Annotated in this window: 16 protein-coding genes; 3 read left to right on the top strand and 13 right to left on the bottom strand. The window is 44.4% G+C overall.

What is annotated here, in order from left to right; genetic code table 11:
• Positions 1-5 precede the first annotated feature (5 nt).
• The 10 genes from FCL46_RS05660 to argJ form a co-directional block, all read right to left on the bottom strand.
• Positions 6-434 (bottom strand): DUF4177 domain-containing protein, encoded by a 429-nt coding sequence (locus tag FCL46_RS05660; protein WP_167505740.1) that lies wholly within the window; start codon positions 432-434, stop codon positions 6-8.
• Between the two features lie 90 nt (positions 435-524).
• Positions 525-2279 (bottom strand): MORN repeat-containing protein, encoded by a 1755-nt coding sequence (locus FCL46_RS05655; protein WP_176371592.1) that lies wholly within the window; start codon positions 2277-2279, stop codon positions 525-527.
• Positions 2280-2511: 232 nt separating this feature from the next.
• Positions 2512-3783: a valine--pyruvate transaminase gene (locus tag FCL46_RS05650; protein ID WP_136805404.1), complete on the bottom strand. Its 1272-nt coding sequence runs from the start codon at positions 3781-3783 to the stop codon at positions 2512-2514.
• Between the two features lie 208 nt (positions 3784-3991).
• Positions 3992-4951 carry a hypothetical protein gene (locus FCL46_RS05645; protein WP_136805403.1) on the bottom strand — a complete coding sequence of 320 codons (960 nt, stop codon included), beginning with the start codon at positions 4949-4951 and terminating at the stop codon, positions 3992-3994.
• 24 nt (positions 4952-4975) lie between these two features.
• A complete protein-coding gene (locus FCL46_RS05640) occupies positions 4976-5194 on the bottom strand; it encodes a uracil-DNA glycosylase (protein WP_136805402.1) in 219 nt (72 codons plus the stop codon).
• Between the two features lie 18 nt (positions 5195-5212).
• Positions 5213-6412: an MFS transporter gene (locus FCL46_RS05635; RefSeq protein WP_136805401.1), complete on the bottom strand. Its 1200-nt coding sequence runs from the start codon at positions 6410-6412 to the stop codon at positions 5213-5215.
• Entirely contained in the window at positions 6409-6918 is a 510-nt protein-coding gene (locus FCL46_RS05630; RefSeq protein ID WP_136805400.1) for a SixA phosphatase family protein, read from the bottom strand. The genes FCL46_RS05635 and FCL46_RS05630 overlap by 4 nt, the downstream gene beginning before the upstream one ends.
• Entirely contained in the window at positions 6915-7661 is a 747-nt protein-coding gene (locus tag FCL46_RS05625; RefSeq protein ID WP_136805399.1) for a ParA family protein, read from the bottom strand. Before FCL46_RS05625 ends, FCL46_RS05630 begins: the two co-directional genes overlap by 4 nt.
• Positions 7658-9232, bottom strand: a complete 1575-nt coding sequence (locus tag FCL46_RS05620) for a CHAD domain-containing protein (RefSeq protein WP_136805398.1) — start codon at positions 9230-9232, stop codon at positions 7658-7660. Before FCL46_RS05620 ends, FCL46_RS05625 begins: the two co-directional genes overlap by 4 nt.
• Before the next feature lie 13 nt (positions 9233-9245).
• Entirely contained in the window at positions 9246-10433 is a 1188-nt protein-coding gene (gene argJ / locus FCL46_RS05615; RefSeq protein ID WP_136805397.1) for a bifunctional glutamate N-acetyltransferase/amino-acid acetyltransferase ArgJ, read from the bottom strand.
• A 761-nt stretch (positions 10434-11194) separates the two neighbouring features.
• On the opposite strand from argJ, the gene FCL46_RS05610 reads away from it, so the two are divergent.
• From FCL46_RS05610 to ppk2, 3 genes are all read left to right on the top strand, one after another.
• A complete protein-coding gene (locus FCL46_RS05610) occupies positions 11195-11938 on the top strand; it encodes a metallophosphoesterase family protein (RefSeq protein WP_136805396.1) in 744 nt (247 codons plus the stop codon).
• Positions 11939-12039: 101 nt separating this feature from the next.
• The gene (locus FCL46_RS05605) at positions 12040-13014 is read left to right on the top strand and encodes a polyphosphate kinase 2 family protein (protein ID WP_136805395.1); all 975 of its coding nucleotides are present in this window, start codon (positions 12040-12042) and stop codon (positions 13012-13014) included.
• Between the two features lie 42 nt (positions 13015-13056).
• Positions 13057-13956, top strand: a complete 900-nt coding sequence (gene ppk2, locus FCL46_RS05600) for a polyphosphate kinase 2 (RefSeq protein WP_136805394.1) — start codon at positions 13057-13059, stop codon at positions 13954-13956.
• A 75-nt stretch (positions 13957-14031) separates the two neighbouring features.
• Here ppk2 and FCL46_RS28730 read toward each other — a convergent pair whose 3' ends face one another.
• The 3 genes from FCL46_RS28730 to FCL46_RS05585 form a co-directional block, all read right to left on the bottom strand.
• Positions 14032-14130 (bottom strand): SEC-C metal-binding domain-containing protein, encoded by a 99-nt coding sequence (locus FCL46_RS28730; protein ID WP_136805627.1) that lies wholly within the window; start codon positions 14128-14130, stop codon positions 14032-14034.
• Between the two features lie 97 nt (positions 14131-14227).
• Positions 14228-16783: a preprotein translocase subunit SecA gene (secA, locus tag FCL46_RS05590; RefSeq protein ID WP_136805393.1), complete on the bottom strand. Its 2556-nt coding sequence runs from the start codon at positions 16781-16783 to the stop codon at positions 14228-14230.
• 282 nt (positions 16784-17065) lie between these two features.
• Positions 17066-17323, bottom strand: coding sequence for a hypothetical protein (locus tag FCL46_RS05585; RefSeq protein ID WP_136805392.1), 258 nt, complete (start codon positions 17321-17323; stop codon positions 17066-17068).
• Between the last annotated feature and the right edge of the window lie 8 nt (positions 17324-17331).

Here is a 17331-nt window from a genome sequence, read left to right as displayed (position 1 = left end):
TATTCTTACTCAATTCGTATAGCGCCAATTTCAGATTCAGACTCCTCGGTGTCGTCCTCCTCCTTATACGCCTCTTCAACTTTTTCTGTTTCGTGTACTTCCGCTGCAAACATCTCTTCAGGTTCAGGTTCAGGTTCATTTTGCCGGCCTATTTCGCGCGCAGGCAAATAACTCAACGAACGGTGTTCAGGTTCAGCGATTACTTCTTCAAAATCTTCCGAAGTTTCCTCATAATCCTTAGAAACAGATCCACTGAGCGGCTGTTTAAAAACAGCAATGACGCCGTCTCGCATATTCATCAGGGAAATTAATTCCCAGCCCGCCCGGCCAAACTGATTTAACGACTCCTCAATTTCTGACTCATCGAGAAATGCGTTACCAAGCAGCCCCTCTTTCCTAAACTCATAATGAACAGTTTTATAACTCCAACGCACGATGACCCTCTTCTACAATTAAACATCCTGTACCACAAAGGGTACCTCACCACCTACGTTTTGTCAGATTATCTCTTAGCCAGTCATAGCCTATTCTTTTTCAATAAGCCGATCATCTTTAAACCTGCCTGAAAAAACTCTGCCGTCACTTAAGTGTAATGTCCCCTTACCATTGCGCTGACCGTCCTTGAACTCACCTTTAAACCTGGTGCCGTCAGACGATACAAGTAAGCCTTTACCATGCGGGAGATCATTGACAAAGTCACCTTCATATACTGACGTATCGCTATAGGTCAGTGTACCGTTTCCATTAAAACGTCCTTTCGCAAACTCGCCTGTATATACACTACCGTCGGCAAAATGATATGTACCTATACCAGAAAACTCATCCTGTTCAAACCCGCCTGAATAGCTCGTATCATCAGGATAGGTAAGGAGGCCTTCACCTTCTTTTATCCCTTTAAGAAAAGTCCCTGTATACTCACGCTGATCAGCATAGACATAATGCCCCTTGCCATGAATAGTACCATTTTCAAAGTTACCTGTGTAACTGTCGCCGTTAGTGAATTTTAGCGTCCCCTGTCCCTGCATCAAACCTTCATATACATTGCCCGAATAGATACTGCCATCAGGAAGTAACATCTGCACCTGCCCCGTGACCTTATCCTTTCTACTGTTGTCAAAACAGATCTTTCCATCATGCAGAATGTAGTTTGAATATTTGCCCGGTGTCGGTACATTGCTTGCGGCTGCAGCCTTTACCTCTGCTTTTTTGACTGGCACATCCTCGCGGACGGGTTCAACTGTATCGGTCGACAGTATGGAGGTGTTTTCAGTTCCAAATGTGTCCAAGACTGGCTTTCCGGCCAGAAATGCTCCTGTAAAAACTGTGCCGTCCGCCCGGGTGAGCGTCCCCACTCCTTCCATCTCTCCGTTAACAAACTCTCCTGTATATACGCTGCCATCCGGGTAGATGTATTTTCCTTCTCCAATACTTACCCCGGCTACAACCGGCCCAACATAACGACCACCGTCAGCGTATTCAATAACACCCTCGCCAGTCGGCACATCATTGACAAATTCACCTTTATAGATGTTACCGTCAGTACCCTTCAAGACACCTGTTCCATGACGCTTATTGCCGGAAAACTCACCTGCATAACTGCTGCCATCAGCATTCTTCAGTTCACCGCGACCATCATAAAGACCAGAATAGAACATTCCCTCATAACTGCTGCCATCCGGCAAAGTCAACAACCCGAGCCCATGCCAATTACCATTCTTAAAGAAACCGGTATATTTGCCACCGTCCGGATACAGTCGTGTCCCTTTTCCATGAGGTTTTCCGTGGGCAAATTTCCCTTCATACCAGGTTGAGTCCGGATATTGCAACCGACCTTTTCCATGGATGATATTATTTCTGAATTCGCCTACATAACTGCGACCATCAGGGAAATTGAGCGTTCCTTCGCCATGATACTTTCCAAGACTGAATTCACCAACGTAGTGCAAACCATCAGGGGTCACCAAATCGCCTTTGCCGTCGATAACATTTTCACGAAATTCACCCTCATAGCGCTTGCCATCTTTTCCTGTCAGCAGACCATTGCCATGAAATCTTCCATTTCGAAAATTCCCCTTATAGACAGTTCCATCAGGATATTGGAGAGTACCACTTCCGTTACTCATTCCATTTTTAAAATCACCCTGATACTTTCTGCCATCGGAATGTTCCAGCACACCGACTCCGCTAATGCAATTGCCTTCTATGCACCCCGCTGAAACAGTCCACGACCATCCAAACAGGATCACGCCGGTTACCCCAATTTGCACTGCACGTCTCACGCTCACTCTCATTCTCCCTGCAAAATCTATTTGCTTAACCATAAGTCTGTCGGATTGATTATTTTTCACTTTAAATCAAAACATTGTCAAAGAATCAAGGAACACCATAGAGTTATAATCGTAGTCGTCACTTACCTGCGATCATTAATTTTTCGACAATAACGCCGAGTTGAGGGAAAAAGGTCCAGTCCAATAGTCTCCCAGGAGCTTGTCTGATAATAGGAATATTCGATCAGGCCTCAACATCAATATCCTGATAAGCCTTTTTCACTTCCTCAGCTATAATAGCCAGCCCCCGGGCAACATCATCATCGTTTTGGGAATAGGTTACCCTGATACACTCATCCTGATGACGCCATCCTGCCGGGAGTCCAGGAAAGAAATAATGCCCTGAAACAACAAGCACCCCGCGTTTCTTCAGTCGCTGGTATAATTCAAGACTGCTGATCGGCATCCCCTCAAACCAAAACCATAAGAACATTGCACCTTCCGGTTTATGAATTCTGCACGGAACCCCAGCAAATTCCCTCTTTACAATCTCACATGCCCGTTCCATTTTTTCTTTATAAAACGGTTTTATCACCTTTTTACTGATTTCGATAATTTCTCCACTCTCAACCATCTCCTGGCTGAGAACGGCACCAAAACTCCCTGGAGACAATGAAACAATGGCATTGATCGAGGCAAGAGCCCGTGTAATTTCAGGCCTGGCAACAATGATACCCGTCCGGACAGCAGGTAACCCCAGTTTGGAGAGAGAGAAACAGACAACCATATTCTCATTCCAGGAAGGGTTTGCATCTTCATACACCATCGCGGGAAACGGTACCCCATAGGCGTTATCTACAATTAACGGGATATTATGCTTTTTTGCCAGACAGTTCAATTGTTCCAGCTCATCATCGGTAACCACATTACCTGTAGGATTTGTCGGCCTTGAGACACAAATTGCCCCGATATCCGGACCAATCTCCAACTCATCAAAATCGATATGGTACTTGAACTGGTTATCCTCAAGATATTCTATCCGTGGCCGGGTAGACACAAAAAAGTCATTTTCTAAACCAAGATCAGCATAGCCGATATATTCAGGGGCCAGTGGTAAGCAGATTTTTTTGACTGTTCCATCCTCAAACCTGCCACCAAAAAGGTTGAAAAGCATAAAGAATGCTGTCTGGCTGCCATTTGTCAGACAGATATTTTCAGGACCAATCTGCCAGCCAAACTCGTTTTTCAACAGCTTTGCCAGGCTACTGACAAAGCCAGCCTCTCCCTGAGGTGGATCATATGCCCCAATTAACCTGTGAAACTCGGATCTGTCATCACAGATATTGCGCAAGCGATCCCGCATTATATCCTGAAACTCAGGCACAACTCCGGGATTTCCTCCCCCCATCATTATCATGTTCTCGCCACCGGCCGCCTTGGCACTGCCAAGATCATCCATCAACGAAAGAATCCCTGCATTACAGGTCAGCTGGTCGCCAAATAGTGAAAATTTCATATATTAAAAAAAATGTTATGTTTTAAAAGTAGATGATTTTGTAAAAATATTAGTCTTGTCGTACGGATGGCCTTGGGAAAAATTCGATATACGAGGCGTAGAGTCTTCCACAGCAATTCGGCAGTACATATAGTACGGCGAATTGCTGTGGAAAACCTGCAACGAAGTAGATCGGGCTTTTCACGAGTCCATCAAATGTTAAACGTTATTAGGACGAATAACTAATCTTGCGAGGCAGCGCCTTAATTAAGCGGACCAGAATAAATATCACTATAAGAGAAAAAAGAATTCTGCCCCAGAGAATACCACCCAGTTTACCGCCAAGTGCCACCATTAAAAGCGTATCTTCTACAAGACCGTGACAAAGTCCCATCATGGCCATTGAATTGAAAATTTCATTTTTAGCCATTTTGCCGTTAGCGGTTTCCCTGATAATAAGCGCGCCACCGTAGCCAATCCCCATAATCATGCCGACCACAGTAATGGGTGCCGCCTCGCTCCCCATACCAAAATGAGGAAGCACCGGCGCCAGTAATCGCTCAATAAATCCAAGCACTCCTGCTGAACGAAGCAATCGCATTATGAGTAGAATCGCAAAAATAACTGCAATTATAAGCAGTATATTCCGGCACTGCTGCACACCCCATTGAACAAGTGTCGGGTTTCCGGCTACAGCTGAAAAAAGCAGTTCCGCTTTCTGCTGCCAGATATTCAAACTCTTACACAATGAATCGAGTGTGAAACAATAAATGATAGCCCCGAAGACTCTGAGCAGAGCAATGGGTACAAGCGGAGCACCGGCCCTTTTACTTATGCTCAACTCAATAGGTAATGAGTGGGCAATAAGCATTGCTGAGCAGAGAACAGTTATTTGCGCAACAGTTAAATCCAACCCCGGTGCCAGCGCTGCAAAAACAGCCATTCCACCATACAGGGTCGTAAATATTGACGTTGCCCAGACTAAACCAAGTTCCCCCGGAAGACCGATCAGGTTCATTACCGGCTCCAGCATCATGCTAAGTGTGGTAATAAGCCCCATCTCTTCCAGAATCTTGGTAACAATGATCACCGGAACAGTAATCCGGATCAGCTCCCAACTTGTGAGCCACGTCTCTTTGCCAAGAACCGGCAATGAATTCCGTATATTTTGCAATGTCAATTTCTGCATATTCAACGTATCTGGATGCCAAACTCAGGCTGTCCTTGAGAATCCTCCGCCCCCGCTTCCATCAGGTTTGATTTTCTTTTTGGGAGTAAAAAGCTGGCAGATAATCCCGGAAGATTCGTAGACCACCCGTGCGGGGTTACGATTGCTCTTAAAGCGCATAGCCCTGCAACCATAAGGTTTTGCAGGTTCATAGGTTATAAAGTAATGCGTACATTTGTAGCAGTTAGGAAGATTTGTCGACATTCCCGTACACCGGACAAGTTAGCAGTTTTTACTTTTGAGCAACACTGGAGAACAGATCGAAGCAAGTACCATCAACCCGCCAGCTGTTGTTATACCCGCGCCAAGACTGGAATAATCACCAACTGTACCAATTATGGTAGGCAGAATACCACCACCACATAAAAACGCTAGTGGAATGCATAAGGAAACAGCCACATTTTTATCCTTTGTCGCACCAATTTTTGATAATACCGCAAAGGCAGATGGGAAAAAGCAGACTGCCACCATTGGTTGAACCACCACCAGGCCGATCATCAACCAGCCATCACTCAAACCAATAGGTATTGTTAACACTCCGGTGCTGAGCAATACAACCCCCATTACCCGCTGATTGCCCAATTTGTCGCCAATCCAGCCCCCCAGAAGTGGCATGCCCACTGAACCAATGCGGGAAAATGCGACAAGCGTGTTGGCGTGTTCAACATCCATCCCATGCTCACTCACAAGAAAGAGCGGCAGCATCGCATATATTCCAAGCGTTGAACAGATCGCCATCGAGAACATAATCGTTACTAACCAAAAACGTGGTAATTTCAATACCTGCTTTAGGGTCGTAAACTTCGGAATTGTACCTTTTCCGGTACTGGCCCTGCCGTAAATATGAAACAGCACACCCATGCAGACGAGCATGACGGCAAATATTTCAAGCCCGGTCCGCCAACTTACAAAAGAAAGGCTTACAGCACACAAAAGTGGTGTAAGGACAAAAGCGGCATTGGGAGCCAGTTCATGCACAGCCATACCCCTAGCCATATATGCAGGAGGTACCAAATGAATAATTGTTGCCAGGCCGGAAGGCAAATAAAGCCCCGCAGCAGCGCCAAGTCCGAACAATCCGAAGCGTAATGATAACAGTGATGAACAGGTTGAAATGACAAACAGCATCACTCCTGAAGCAACTGAAGAAAAAGCAATTGTGTGTTTATGATCTATACGGGCAGAAACATGACCTGAAAGAAGAATTGAAACAAAATATCCTGATGAGATACAGAGAAAAAATGATCCCGAATCTGCATGTGTTAAACCAAGTTCACCACTGATTAACGGCAACAGCGGCGCAAAGATTACCCGTGATGTGAAATTGAGTAGAAATAAAAATGACAGAAAAAACAAGGCGGGTAATGCCGCCCGAAAAGACGAGGGTATCACGTCCTCAGACTGCTCAGACGTGGATGTCATACATCTCCTTCATGTCGATGCTTCTTCGGATAATCGAAAAAGAGCATTTCCCCCTTCTCCTGATGCACTTCCCTCCATGACTCGATGGGAAAGGCAACTCCGACAATTCCACATGTCGGGATATTCCCAAACACCTCACCCGTGAGATATTCCGCAAAATCAGTGAGTACGTAGTTATGCCCCACCAAAAAAAGTGTATCTATACTATTCTCAGTTTCCTGCACCAATAACAACAGGCGATTCATATCTGAGGTATATATTCCAGCATGTTGTTCTATTTTCTCGACAGGGTAACCGATATTTAAGGCAATCTGTTTAGCTGTTTTTCTGGCACGTTTTGCAGGGCTTGTATATATCATATCAGGATTGATATTGAACTTCTTTAAACGTGATCCCATAAACGGTGCATCGCGCTTGCCGCGCTTATTCAAAGGGCGCTCGATATCATCAAGCCCAGGGTGATCCCAACTTGACTTTGCATGTCGTATCAGAAATAACCTTTTCATCTCCTTTCACTCCTCTCCCAGAGTTCCAACCAGAGTTTACTGTACTGCTGTGCAGCAACAGAACCGCTTGAAGTAGCACCAACCGGCTGTCTGGTCAAACCCATTTTTTCGACTTCTGCCAGATACGGGATCTGCGTTTTTCTGAATATTGCATACTTTGAATACTTTCCAATAACTTTCTTGTGCATGGACTTTCGTTGTTCAACCATAGAAAAGAAGCCGTTTATTCTATTATCGTCAGCCCCAACCTTTTTAAACATTTTAAGTAACTGTTTGAGGGATACCAATGACAGAGTTGTCGGAATCACAGGAGTTATCACTGAATCCGCAGCAAGGATAATATTTTCTGAAAGCAGTGTCATATTGGGCGGGCAATCCATAACCAGAACGTCGTATTCGCCCTCTAATCTCGTAAACAATTTCCTCAGAGCCTGCCGTCGTGTGTCTCGCTCAAGTTTAGCTAAGGCAAGATCGAGGTTTCGAAAGGAAAAATGTGCCGGCAGCAGATCCAGGTTAATATAGTCGGAAGCCCGGATAAATTTACTAAAATTGCCGCTCAACAGTTTTTTTCCATTAAAGTTTTTCCCAGGCCGTACACGAAAATAGAAGGACGCAGCTCCCTGCGCATCAAGGTCACACAGCAACACTCTCTGGCCGCTGGTTGATGCGCTATAGGCAAGGTTCACAGCTGCCGCGGTTTTCCCGACACCACCTTTACTGCTGTAGACAGCAAAGATTTTCATTCAATACCTCCAGCATTCCTGCTGTTTGGTGGTAGTTCAAAGATGTTTTCCATCAGGGCGATATTTTCAACAGTAGCAAAAGCCTGAAACGTTTGTTCAAACTTCATCCTGACCTGTTTCTGGCTATCGCCAAGAAGGACGATCAAGCCGCCGAGTGCAGCAGCAATCTCAATAGCGTTTTTACTTCCAGGTTGTATAGTACTCAGTCGCTGGACGAGCATATCTTTCTGGACCGACAAATCATTGAAGTCACCAAGATTATTCTGCAGCTTTTTCATCTGCTTCAGGTACGCATCAACAGCTTCCCCATTAAAGAGCGATCTGTAAAACTCCAGAAGGTATCTGAACTTTTTCCCTTCAATTCGTAGATTATGCAGACTCTCGTCGGGAGACTCCTGTGTAATGCCACAACCATGTTTCAATAATCGTTTAAAGCGTTTCTTAATTATGTTCCCGACAACTTTCCGACAAACACGCTGCCCTCTGGAGGAATCTTCCCTTTCAGGAAGCTCTAACAGAAAGTGTTGCCAGCTATTGACCACGTTCTGAAACTGGTCAGATTTAAGATTTTCGCGAAGCTTCTGTAATTGTCTTTTCCTCTGTCGTTCAAGTGCCTGGAAAAAACATTCAAGACCTGGGTGCAATTCTTCTGGTAACATGGCTCGGAATTCATCGGTTCTGAGCAAATACACATCGAGATCTCTCACCGGACCGGTTACCGTCCCCAACCATTTAAACTCTCGTTGAAAATGAGCTCGTTCCTCTTCGGGAAGATACTTTTTCATCAGTGAAAGCAAGGAACGAGTCCTTCTCACACTTACTCGGAAATCATGGAGAAACTCGGAATCGATATCATTGAGCGTACCTGGTAAATTACGAAGCATAGCCGCATGAAGCACCATAGAGATATCACATATCGCCTGGCCGATCGTTTCGTTGGCATCAAGCTGCACTGAAAATTTTGCATCACTTGCATTCGGATTTATTCCAAAGGCCTCATGAGCCTGAGTCAGCAGGTCATAATCGCCCGGAGACTCCTCAACACTAAGATCAGCCAGACGCTTGCGGACATGTTTAAACGGTTTCTTGTAGCCCCGCATCGGCTCGACAATAAGCACTGTTGCCAGTACCTGTGTTTCCTCTTCCATCCAGCTTACAGAGCTATCAACCTTACGTAATCTCAGAACTACTTTTTCATCTCTGTTTCTAAGAGCAAAAGTTCTGGCATTGCTCGAAACAGTAAATAGAGGGATTAATGCCCGGATGTCAGTTACCGGCTTAAGTATCTGGCGGAATTCTTCGTTACTAAAATCCCACCAGAACGGGTATTTCTTACGTGAACCATGTTTACAGAAAATCGAATCCGCTTTATTACTCTGCAGAGTGTAATTGATACCCTGCCGATTCATTACCATCCCGTTACGAAAAAGGTGCCATTCCCACGTATCGAGATAGAGCTTTTCATCTCGTTTACTGCCGAGATCATCAATACTGTAGGAATCTTCAAACCTATGAAGCAGGCTATCAAAGTCGAACGTTTCAGGTAATACGAATATCAGCGGTTCACTCATTAAAGCTCTCCCTTTACGAGCGGTAATCTGCGTTGATTTTCACATAATCTATTGAAAAGTCACAGGTGTAAACCTCTTCACATCCGTTACCTTCTTTAAGGTCAATGCAAACGTTAAATTTCTTCTCTTTAAGTACTTTTGATGCCTGCTCCTCAGCATCTTTTCCTACTGCCAGTCCATCCCGCACTATCACAACATCATTAAAGGCAATATCTACCCGATCGGGGTTAAATTTAACTCCGGATCGCCCCATGGCTGCGATAATCCTACCCCAGTTTGCATCCTCCCCAAAAAAAGCAGTTTTAACCAGATTTGAGTTAGCAACTGTTCGTGCCACCTTTTCAGCGTCACTATCTTCTCTGGCACCACAAACCCTGATAGTAATGCATTTACTTGCCCCTTCGCCGTCAGTAACAATCATCAGCGCCAGGTCTTTCAAAAGGGATTCAAGACTATCCTGAAACAATTCAAGATTCTCTGTAGATTCTTCATCAATCCATGGATTATCAGCCTTACCGTTAGCCATTACCAGAACCATATCATTGGTACTGGTATCACCATCAACAGTTATGCGGTTAAAAGTACGTTCAACGCTCCCTGACAATGCTGAATGAAGTTGCGGGAAACCGATCTGGGCATCAGTAATTACAAAGGCCAGCATCGTCGCCATATTCGGCATAATCATGCCGGCACCTTTCGCCATCCCCATGAGCGTGACCTCTTTTCCACCAATCATTACTGTTCTGCTGGCAGTTTTGGGTACAGTGTCAGTGGTCATGATCGCCTTGGCAACTGCGTCGAAATTATCAGCACTAAGTCCATCAACCAATGTTTGCATGCTGTTTTCGAATGCACTCATTTTCAACTGGTCACCAATAACCCCGGTGGACGAGAGTTGCACCATGTTATCAGGGATCTTTAGAGCGGTTGACAACATTTCACTAATACGCAGAGCAGATTCCATACCCTGCTTTCCGGTACAGGCATTGGCGCAACCACTATTAACCAGAATCGCCTGCGACCGTCCTTCCTGCTTGAGTCGCTCAATATCTATAATTACCGGAGCAGCTTTCACCTGGCTCGTAGTGAAAACCCCTGCTGTTACTGCTGGTGTCTCACTATAAATAAGGCCAAGATCAAGTCTGTCCTGATATTTAACTCCAGCAGCCACGGCTGATGTCATAAATCCCTTAACACTCATAATATTTCTTATGTCCTATTAAATCTGTTTAATATCGTTGTTCATGCTGCCATTGGGCCGACACCGGGTTCACTGTATATCCTTTAAGGCTCGATTCCTGTCCGTCATCCTCTTAGGATTTAACACCATCCAACCGTGCCATTGCCCTGCTATTCTAATGTCTATCTCTATCAACCTATCATTTACTCGTCTGTATTTGCTACTCTAAAATAGCTCAATCTGAACGAATTGATACAACATTTCATCAACTCAGTCCTTAACCAGAAATACTCATCAATAGTATTTCGATTTCAAACATAATTACACTCTGACATTGGAGATCATCATATTAAAGCTATAATATCGAACCATTAAAAAATATCTGGAAATAATATAATATGATTTCCACTAATCCTCAGTTTACTAAGATGGGGCGCTAGGCGTGAGGAGTAGATAGTCGACAATTGATTTTCTGTATAAATAGTGTTTTCAAATAGTTGATTTATGCATCTGCGCTTTGTGCAGTTACTCCTCACCCCTCTCTCCTCACCCCTCACGTGATGCAGCTGAGCTTTAGTGGTAATCGGATAATATAATGAAAAATACGGACTAAAAGAGAACCACCAGGTTCACATTACGCATGTTCACCTTCATCATCAACCTATCACTAATAGCATGTAAATCTTCGATACCGGCAAAAGTATTTATAGCTACCACGCAAATTGCAGTACACTACAATACATTGATCGACAAATTGATCGCGAATCAGTTATATAAATACAATGAAAATACTTCTACTTGCAGACATACATGGGAACTTTCCAGCACTTGAAGCAATTGAGCACACCTTTAAAGGAACTCACTTTGATTACATCATCAATTGCGGTGACTCTGTTGTCTATGCGCCATTTCCAAATGAAGTTATACATTGGTTAATGGATAAAAAAGCACTGTCAATCCTTGGGAATACTGACAAAAAGGTTATCAAGCTGCTTAAAGGGAAGACATTCAAGAAGCCGTCAAAACCAGATAAACGTATCATGTATTCACACACTGCAGACATTCTTGACAAGGATTGCAGTCACTACCTGATGAACCTGCCGATTTCTCGTGAAGTACCCCTGTTCACAACCACAGCACCACCTGCAGGTAAAAGTGACCTTCTAGGTGTTTTTCACGGAAGCCCCGCAGCACCTCATGAGTTCCTCTTTGACATAAGCCCTGAGAATCGTTTCAAGGAACTGGCTTCTGAGTTCCCCTACAGAATAGTAGTGACAGGCCACTCCCACACTCCATATCATTTTCAAGCGCTATCCAGCCATTTTATTAACCCGGGTTCTGCAGGGCGAATGTTTGACGGAGACCCACGAGTAAGCTGTGCAGTATTGTCTTTTAACAGAAATACAATCAATGTTACGCATTACAGAATTGAGTACAACGTCAACGCAGTTATTGAGGCACTGAACCATCACCACTTACCGCCTATCTACCAAATGATGTACAGTCTTGGAAAAAAACTTAATTGACGTTTGCATAGATCGCACATATTTTGCTATAATATTCAGATAATAGCCTTAATCAAACCGTAACATTCCCCCCAATGTTTTCTAACACTGGAGTTTTTTCCATGCCCAAAAAGAGCAGTAATCAATCGGGTAATCTATTCGATCCTTCCCGTGGAACGACCGCAATAATCCGTGACCTCGTCAAGGACCTCGACCGCACTCCCAGTACCAGGCGGCCTTCTGATATCAGCCGTGCAATCACCAGTGTTCTCTCGGATCGTCATAAAGAGGAAATCGTTGAGGCAGCCCTGCTGAAATATTATTACGCAGAGGAGCTTAAACCGTATCAGGCAGAACTCATTAAAATGCAGATGCATCTTGAAAGTACCGGGAAAAAGATGATTATACTTTTCGATGGGCGTGATGCTTCTGGTAAAGGGGGGACAATCCGGCGTGTCACCCGCTATATGAATGAAAAGCGTTATCGTGTTGTAGCTTTGGGAAAGCCTAACGAGATTCAACGTACTGAATTGCATATCAAGCGGTACATCGAACAGTTCCCGCATGCCGGTGAGATCGTACTGTTTGATCGAAGTTGGTACAACAGGGCCATGGTTGAACCTGTTATGGGCTTTTGCAGCTCTGATCAATACAAACGGTTCTTGAAGAAAGTTAACAGTTACGAAGAAAATTTCATTCTTGATGCAGGAAAAACAGTCCTGCTTAAGCTCTATTTTTCGGTATCAAAGGACGAGCAGGCTAAACGGTTTGAACGCCGCAGAAATGACCCGCTTCGCCAGTGGAAACTGAGCGAAGTTGACCTTCAGGCACAGGACCTGTGGGATGAGTTCACTGAAAAAAAACGGGTTCTGCTACAGAAGACACATACCAGCAGTTCGAAATGGTGGGTTATCCGTTCGGACAATAAACATCTTGCCAGACGTGAGACCATGAAACTTATTCTTAACTCTATAAAGTACAGAGGCAGAAGCAGAACCCTGAATTTCAAACTGGATCCTGAAACAGTAATTCCAGGAAATGTTGAGCTTAAACGAATGGCTCAGGAGAAAAAACAGTTTGGTTCGGCGCTTCGCTGATGTGATTCAGATTCATTTCCATTTCAGAAAAGGGTACTCATCATGGCAAAAAAGTCGAAAGTCAAAGAAAAACCTGAAACTCCCAGGCTGCTGGAGGGTACCGCGTCTAAAAATCTTACAACACGTGAAGGAAACAACAGGACGGCAATCTGGATAAAAAACAAACACCTTGAATATGAGCTGGAACTGAAAAAACTGCAGATAGAACTCATGAAGCTGCAGATTTCCATGAAAAAGAAGGGAGAACGGGTTCTGGCCATTTTTGAAGGCAGGGATGCTGCCGGCAAGGGTGGTACGATTAAGCGTATTATCGCTCATCTCAACCCAAGAAATACCCGGGTTGTTGCCCTCACCCAACCTAACGAAACTGAAGTCACCCAGTGGTATTTTCAACGATATATATCACACCTGCCTTATGCCGGTGAATTTGTGATATTTGATAGAAGCTGGTACAATCGCGCAATGGTTGAACCAGTCATGGGATTTTGTACTGACGAGCAAAACAAGCGGTTCTTAAAAGATGTCCCCATGCTTGAAGAAATGCTTGTTAAAGACGGCATTAAACTGTTTAAATTCTATTTTTCTGTGTCAAAGGTTGTTCAGAAAGAACGTTTTGATTCCCGTAAAACTGATCCATTGAAGCATTATAAACTCTCACCAGTCGACAATCTCGCCCAGAAATACTGGGATCAGTATTCTGTACGAAAATTCCAGATGCTCACAGAAACGAACCGCACCATCGCACCGTGGACAATCATCCGCTCTGATAACAAGAAAAATGCCCGTATACATTGCATGAAACACATCCTTTCATCAATGAACTATGAGGACAAACTTCCTGATGAAGAACTTATTGCAAACCCTGACGTTGTAGTATCGGGTATTGATGAACTACGACATATGGAAGAGATGCTGATGACACCGAATAAACTGCATGGGTGAAAAATAGGACTGAGGTTAAAGGACTGAGGACTGAGTAATGTTGTATACTCAGTCCTTTGTCTTTATTCCTGATTGTTAATTCGTTTTGCCACAACATTTTTTATTTTTCTTGCCGGAGCCACAAGAACATGGTGAGTTTCTGCCGGGCTTATCTCCATCACGCTTAAAGACTATGGACTGAGGTTAAAGGACTGAGGACTGAGTAATGTTGTTTACTTAGTCCTTAGTCCTTTGTCCTTTGTCTTTAGTCCTTAGTCTTTATTCCTGACTGTTAATTCGTTTTGCCACAACATTTTTTATATTTCTTGCCTGAGCCGCACGAACATGGAGAGTTTCTGCCGGGCTTATCTCCATCACGCTTGAATGTCGCGTCAGAACCTTCAGCATCACTGCCACCGGATGCAATTTTACTCATCTTCATTTCAATTTCCTGCTTACGGCGACGTTCTTCCTCAAGGCGTTCAACATCGTCCTGCTGCATGACCCGCACACGCATCAAACTTGATACAATCTGGGTCCGCACAGCATCCATAACGTTATTAAAGAGCTCGAAACCTTCACGCTTATACTCGTTAAGCGGGTTTTTCTGACCATATCCCCGAAGTCCAATACCTTCTTTCAGATGATCCATTGAAAGCAGGTGGTCTTTCCAGCTTGCATCGACTATCTGCAGGAGAAGGATTTTTTCGAGCTGTCGCATATTCTCAGGAGTGTTGGCCTCTTCCTGTGCTGCATATGCCTTACCGATAAGCTCCATCGTCTTTTCACGGAAAGTTTCTTCAGTGAGATCAACCCGATCTTCTTCAGGCCATTTATATCCGATATTGAACAGTTCAAGCATACGGTCATGATACGCATCCCAGTCCCATTCATGTGAATCGACCCGGTCCTGATAAAACTCTGTGATAACTCCATCAGCGACATCCGCTATCATATCCTGAATAATATTTGCAATGTCATCACCCTCCAGCACTTCACGACGCTGCTGGTAAATGATCTCACGCTGCTTATTCATTACATCATCGTATTCCAGAAGATGCTTACGAATATCAAAGTTATGCCCCTCTACTTTGCGCTGAGCATTTTCGATAGCCTTGCTGATCATACGGTGCTCAATAGGCTCATCTTCTTCCATGCCAAGCTTATCCATGATTCCGGTAATACGGTCAGATCCAAATATGCGCAGGAGATCATCTTCTAAAGAGAGAAAGAAACGTGATGAACCTGGATCACCCTGACGGCCTGCTCGACCACGAAGCTGATTATCAATACGTCGGGATTCATGACGGGAAGTACCGAGAATGTGCAATCCACCGACTTCAACGACACCTTCACCCAGTTTGATATCAGTACCACGACCTGCCATATTGGTGGCGATGGTTACCTTACCTTTCTGGCCGGCTTCTGCGATGATTTCGGCTTCACGCTCATGGTGTTTCGCGTTTAAGACTTCATGCTCAATTTTCTCTTTCTTGAGCATTCTGGCAATTTTCTCTGAGACATCAATTGAGATTGTGCCGACCAGAACCGGCCTGCCGGCTTCATGCATATCTTTAATCTCATTAACTACAGCACGGTACTTCGCATCCTCGTTCTTGTAGATGACATCAGCATAATCGTCACGAACCATTGGCATATTGGTTGGCATAACAACAACATCGAGATCATAGATTTTCTTGAATTCCGGAGCTTCAGTATCAGCTGTACCGGTCATACCAGCGAGCTTGTCATACATTCTGAAATAGTTCTGGAAGGTAATAGAGGCAAGCGTCTGATTCTCACGCTCGATTTTCACCCCTTCTTTTGCTTCCAGCGCCTGATGCAGTCCATCGCTGTAGCGACGGCCTTCCATGGTACGACCCGTAAACTCATCAACAATTACAACCTGCTCGTTATTGACGATATAATCGACGTCACGCTTAAAGAGAGTATGTGCCTTGAGCGCCTGATTCAGATGATGAAGCTGCTCGATATTGTTCGGGTCGTAGAGATTCTCAATCTTGAGTAATTCTTCACCAAGCCCTATCCCCTCGTCGGTGAGTGTCACCTGACGTGCTTTCTCGTCAATGAGGTAGTGTTCGTCAGGCTGAAATTTAGATATAATTCCGTTTACTTTGAAATACAGCTCTGTGGAGATATCTGCCGGACCGGAAATGATAAGCGGAGTACGTGCTTCATCAATAAGAATGGAGTCAACCTCATCGACGATGGCAAAATTAAAGCCTCGCTGACAGAAATCAGCCAGCTCAAACTTCATATTGTCACGGAGATAATCAAAACCGAGCTCATTGTTGGTTGCATACGTAACATCAGCAGCGTATGCCGCTTTTCGCTCAGCGTCATCCATGCCATGAACAATCCTGCCAGTAGACATGCCGAGAAAGTTGTATACCTTACCCATCCATTCGGCATCACGTGCAGCAAGATAATCGTTCACAGTTACAACGTGCGTACCTTTACCGTTGAGAGCGTTCAGATAAACGGCCAGTGTAGAGGTAAGTGTCTTCCCCTCACCAGTCTTCATCTCAGCAATCTTTCCCTGATGCAGAATCACACCACCGATCAACTGAACATCATAGTGACGTTCACCAAGAACTCTGCGTGCACCTTCCCGAACAACAGCAAACGCCTCCGGCAAAAGGTCATCAAGAGATTCCCCTTTAGCCACACGCTCCTTAAACTCGATAGTCTTTGCGGCAAGAGCAGCATCATCCAGTGGTTGCACCGAAGGTTCAAGCTCGTTGATTCTGTTGACCAGAGGCTTTATCTGCTTAAGAACCCTGTCATTTTTACTGCCGAAGACCTTGGTAAGTATTGTTCCAATCATAATCTATGGTCACTCTTTGGATGATAGATAGTCTTTGAAGTGGGCTGTCTCATTAGCCGGCCGCTCACTGATTACCCTGATTTTTCCAGGCAACGAAAAGTAACAAAAAGAGCACAACGCCGCAATTTTCATAGTCGGCTTGCGCTGTCAGAACCGGACATAAAAGTTATGTACAATTACATATAACGTCGTAAATATCAAAGAAAAGCTACAAGGAAACCACAATCTAACAATGATGGCTAATAGATGGAGTAATGCTGCTATCCTGCCTCACCACAACTATTAATCTTTTATGATTTTTTTCCTGCTTCCTATCCCGATAAATAATTTTTCCTGCTCTGGCGAAGCCACAACACCGTTACTTTGAGCTACCCTGTTTTCAACTTCAGCTTTTGGCAGCAGAAGTGACTGCCCGGTCCAGACCCCGAGCAGAAACATCCAGATAAAAATACAAAAACAGACCACACCGATCCCGGCAATACTGCTGCGGGTTAACTCAAATTTGATCTTTTTTACCTGGGGCTTGCGCCTTACCGCCATAATACTTC

This window comes from Desulfosediminicola flagellatus, from assembly GCF_005116655.2.
In the GTDB taxonomy this organism is placed as follows: Bacteria; Desulfobacterota; Desulfobulbia; order Desulfobulbales; family Desulfocapsaceae; genus Desulfopila; species Desulfopila flagellata.
Note: the sequence above shows the minus strand (reverse complement) of the source record. Positions and strands in the feature narration are given on the sequence as shown.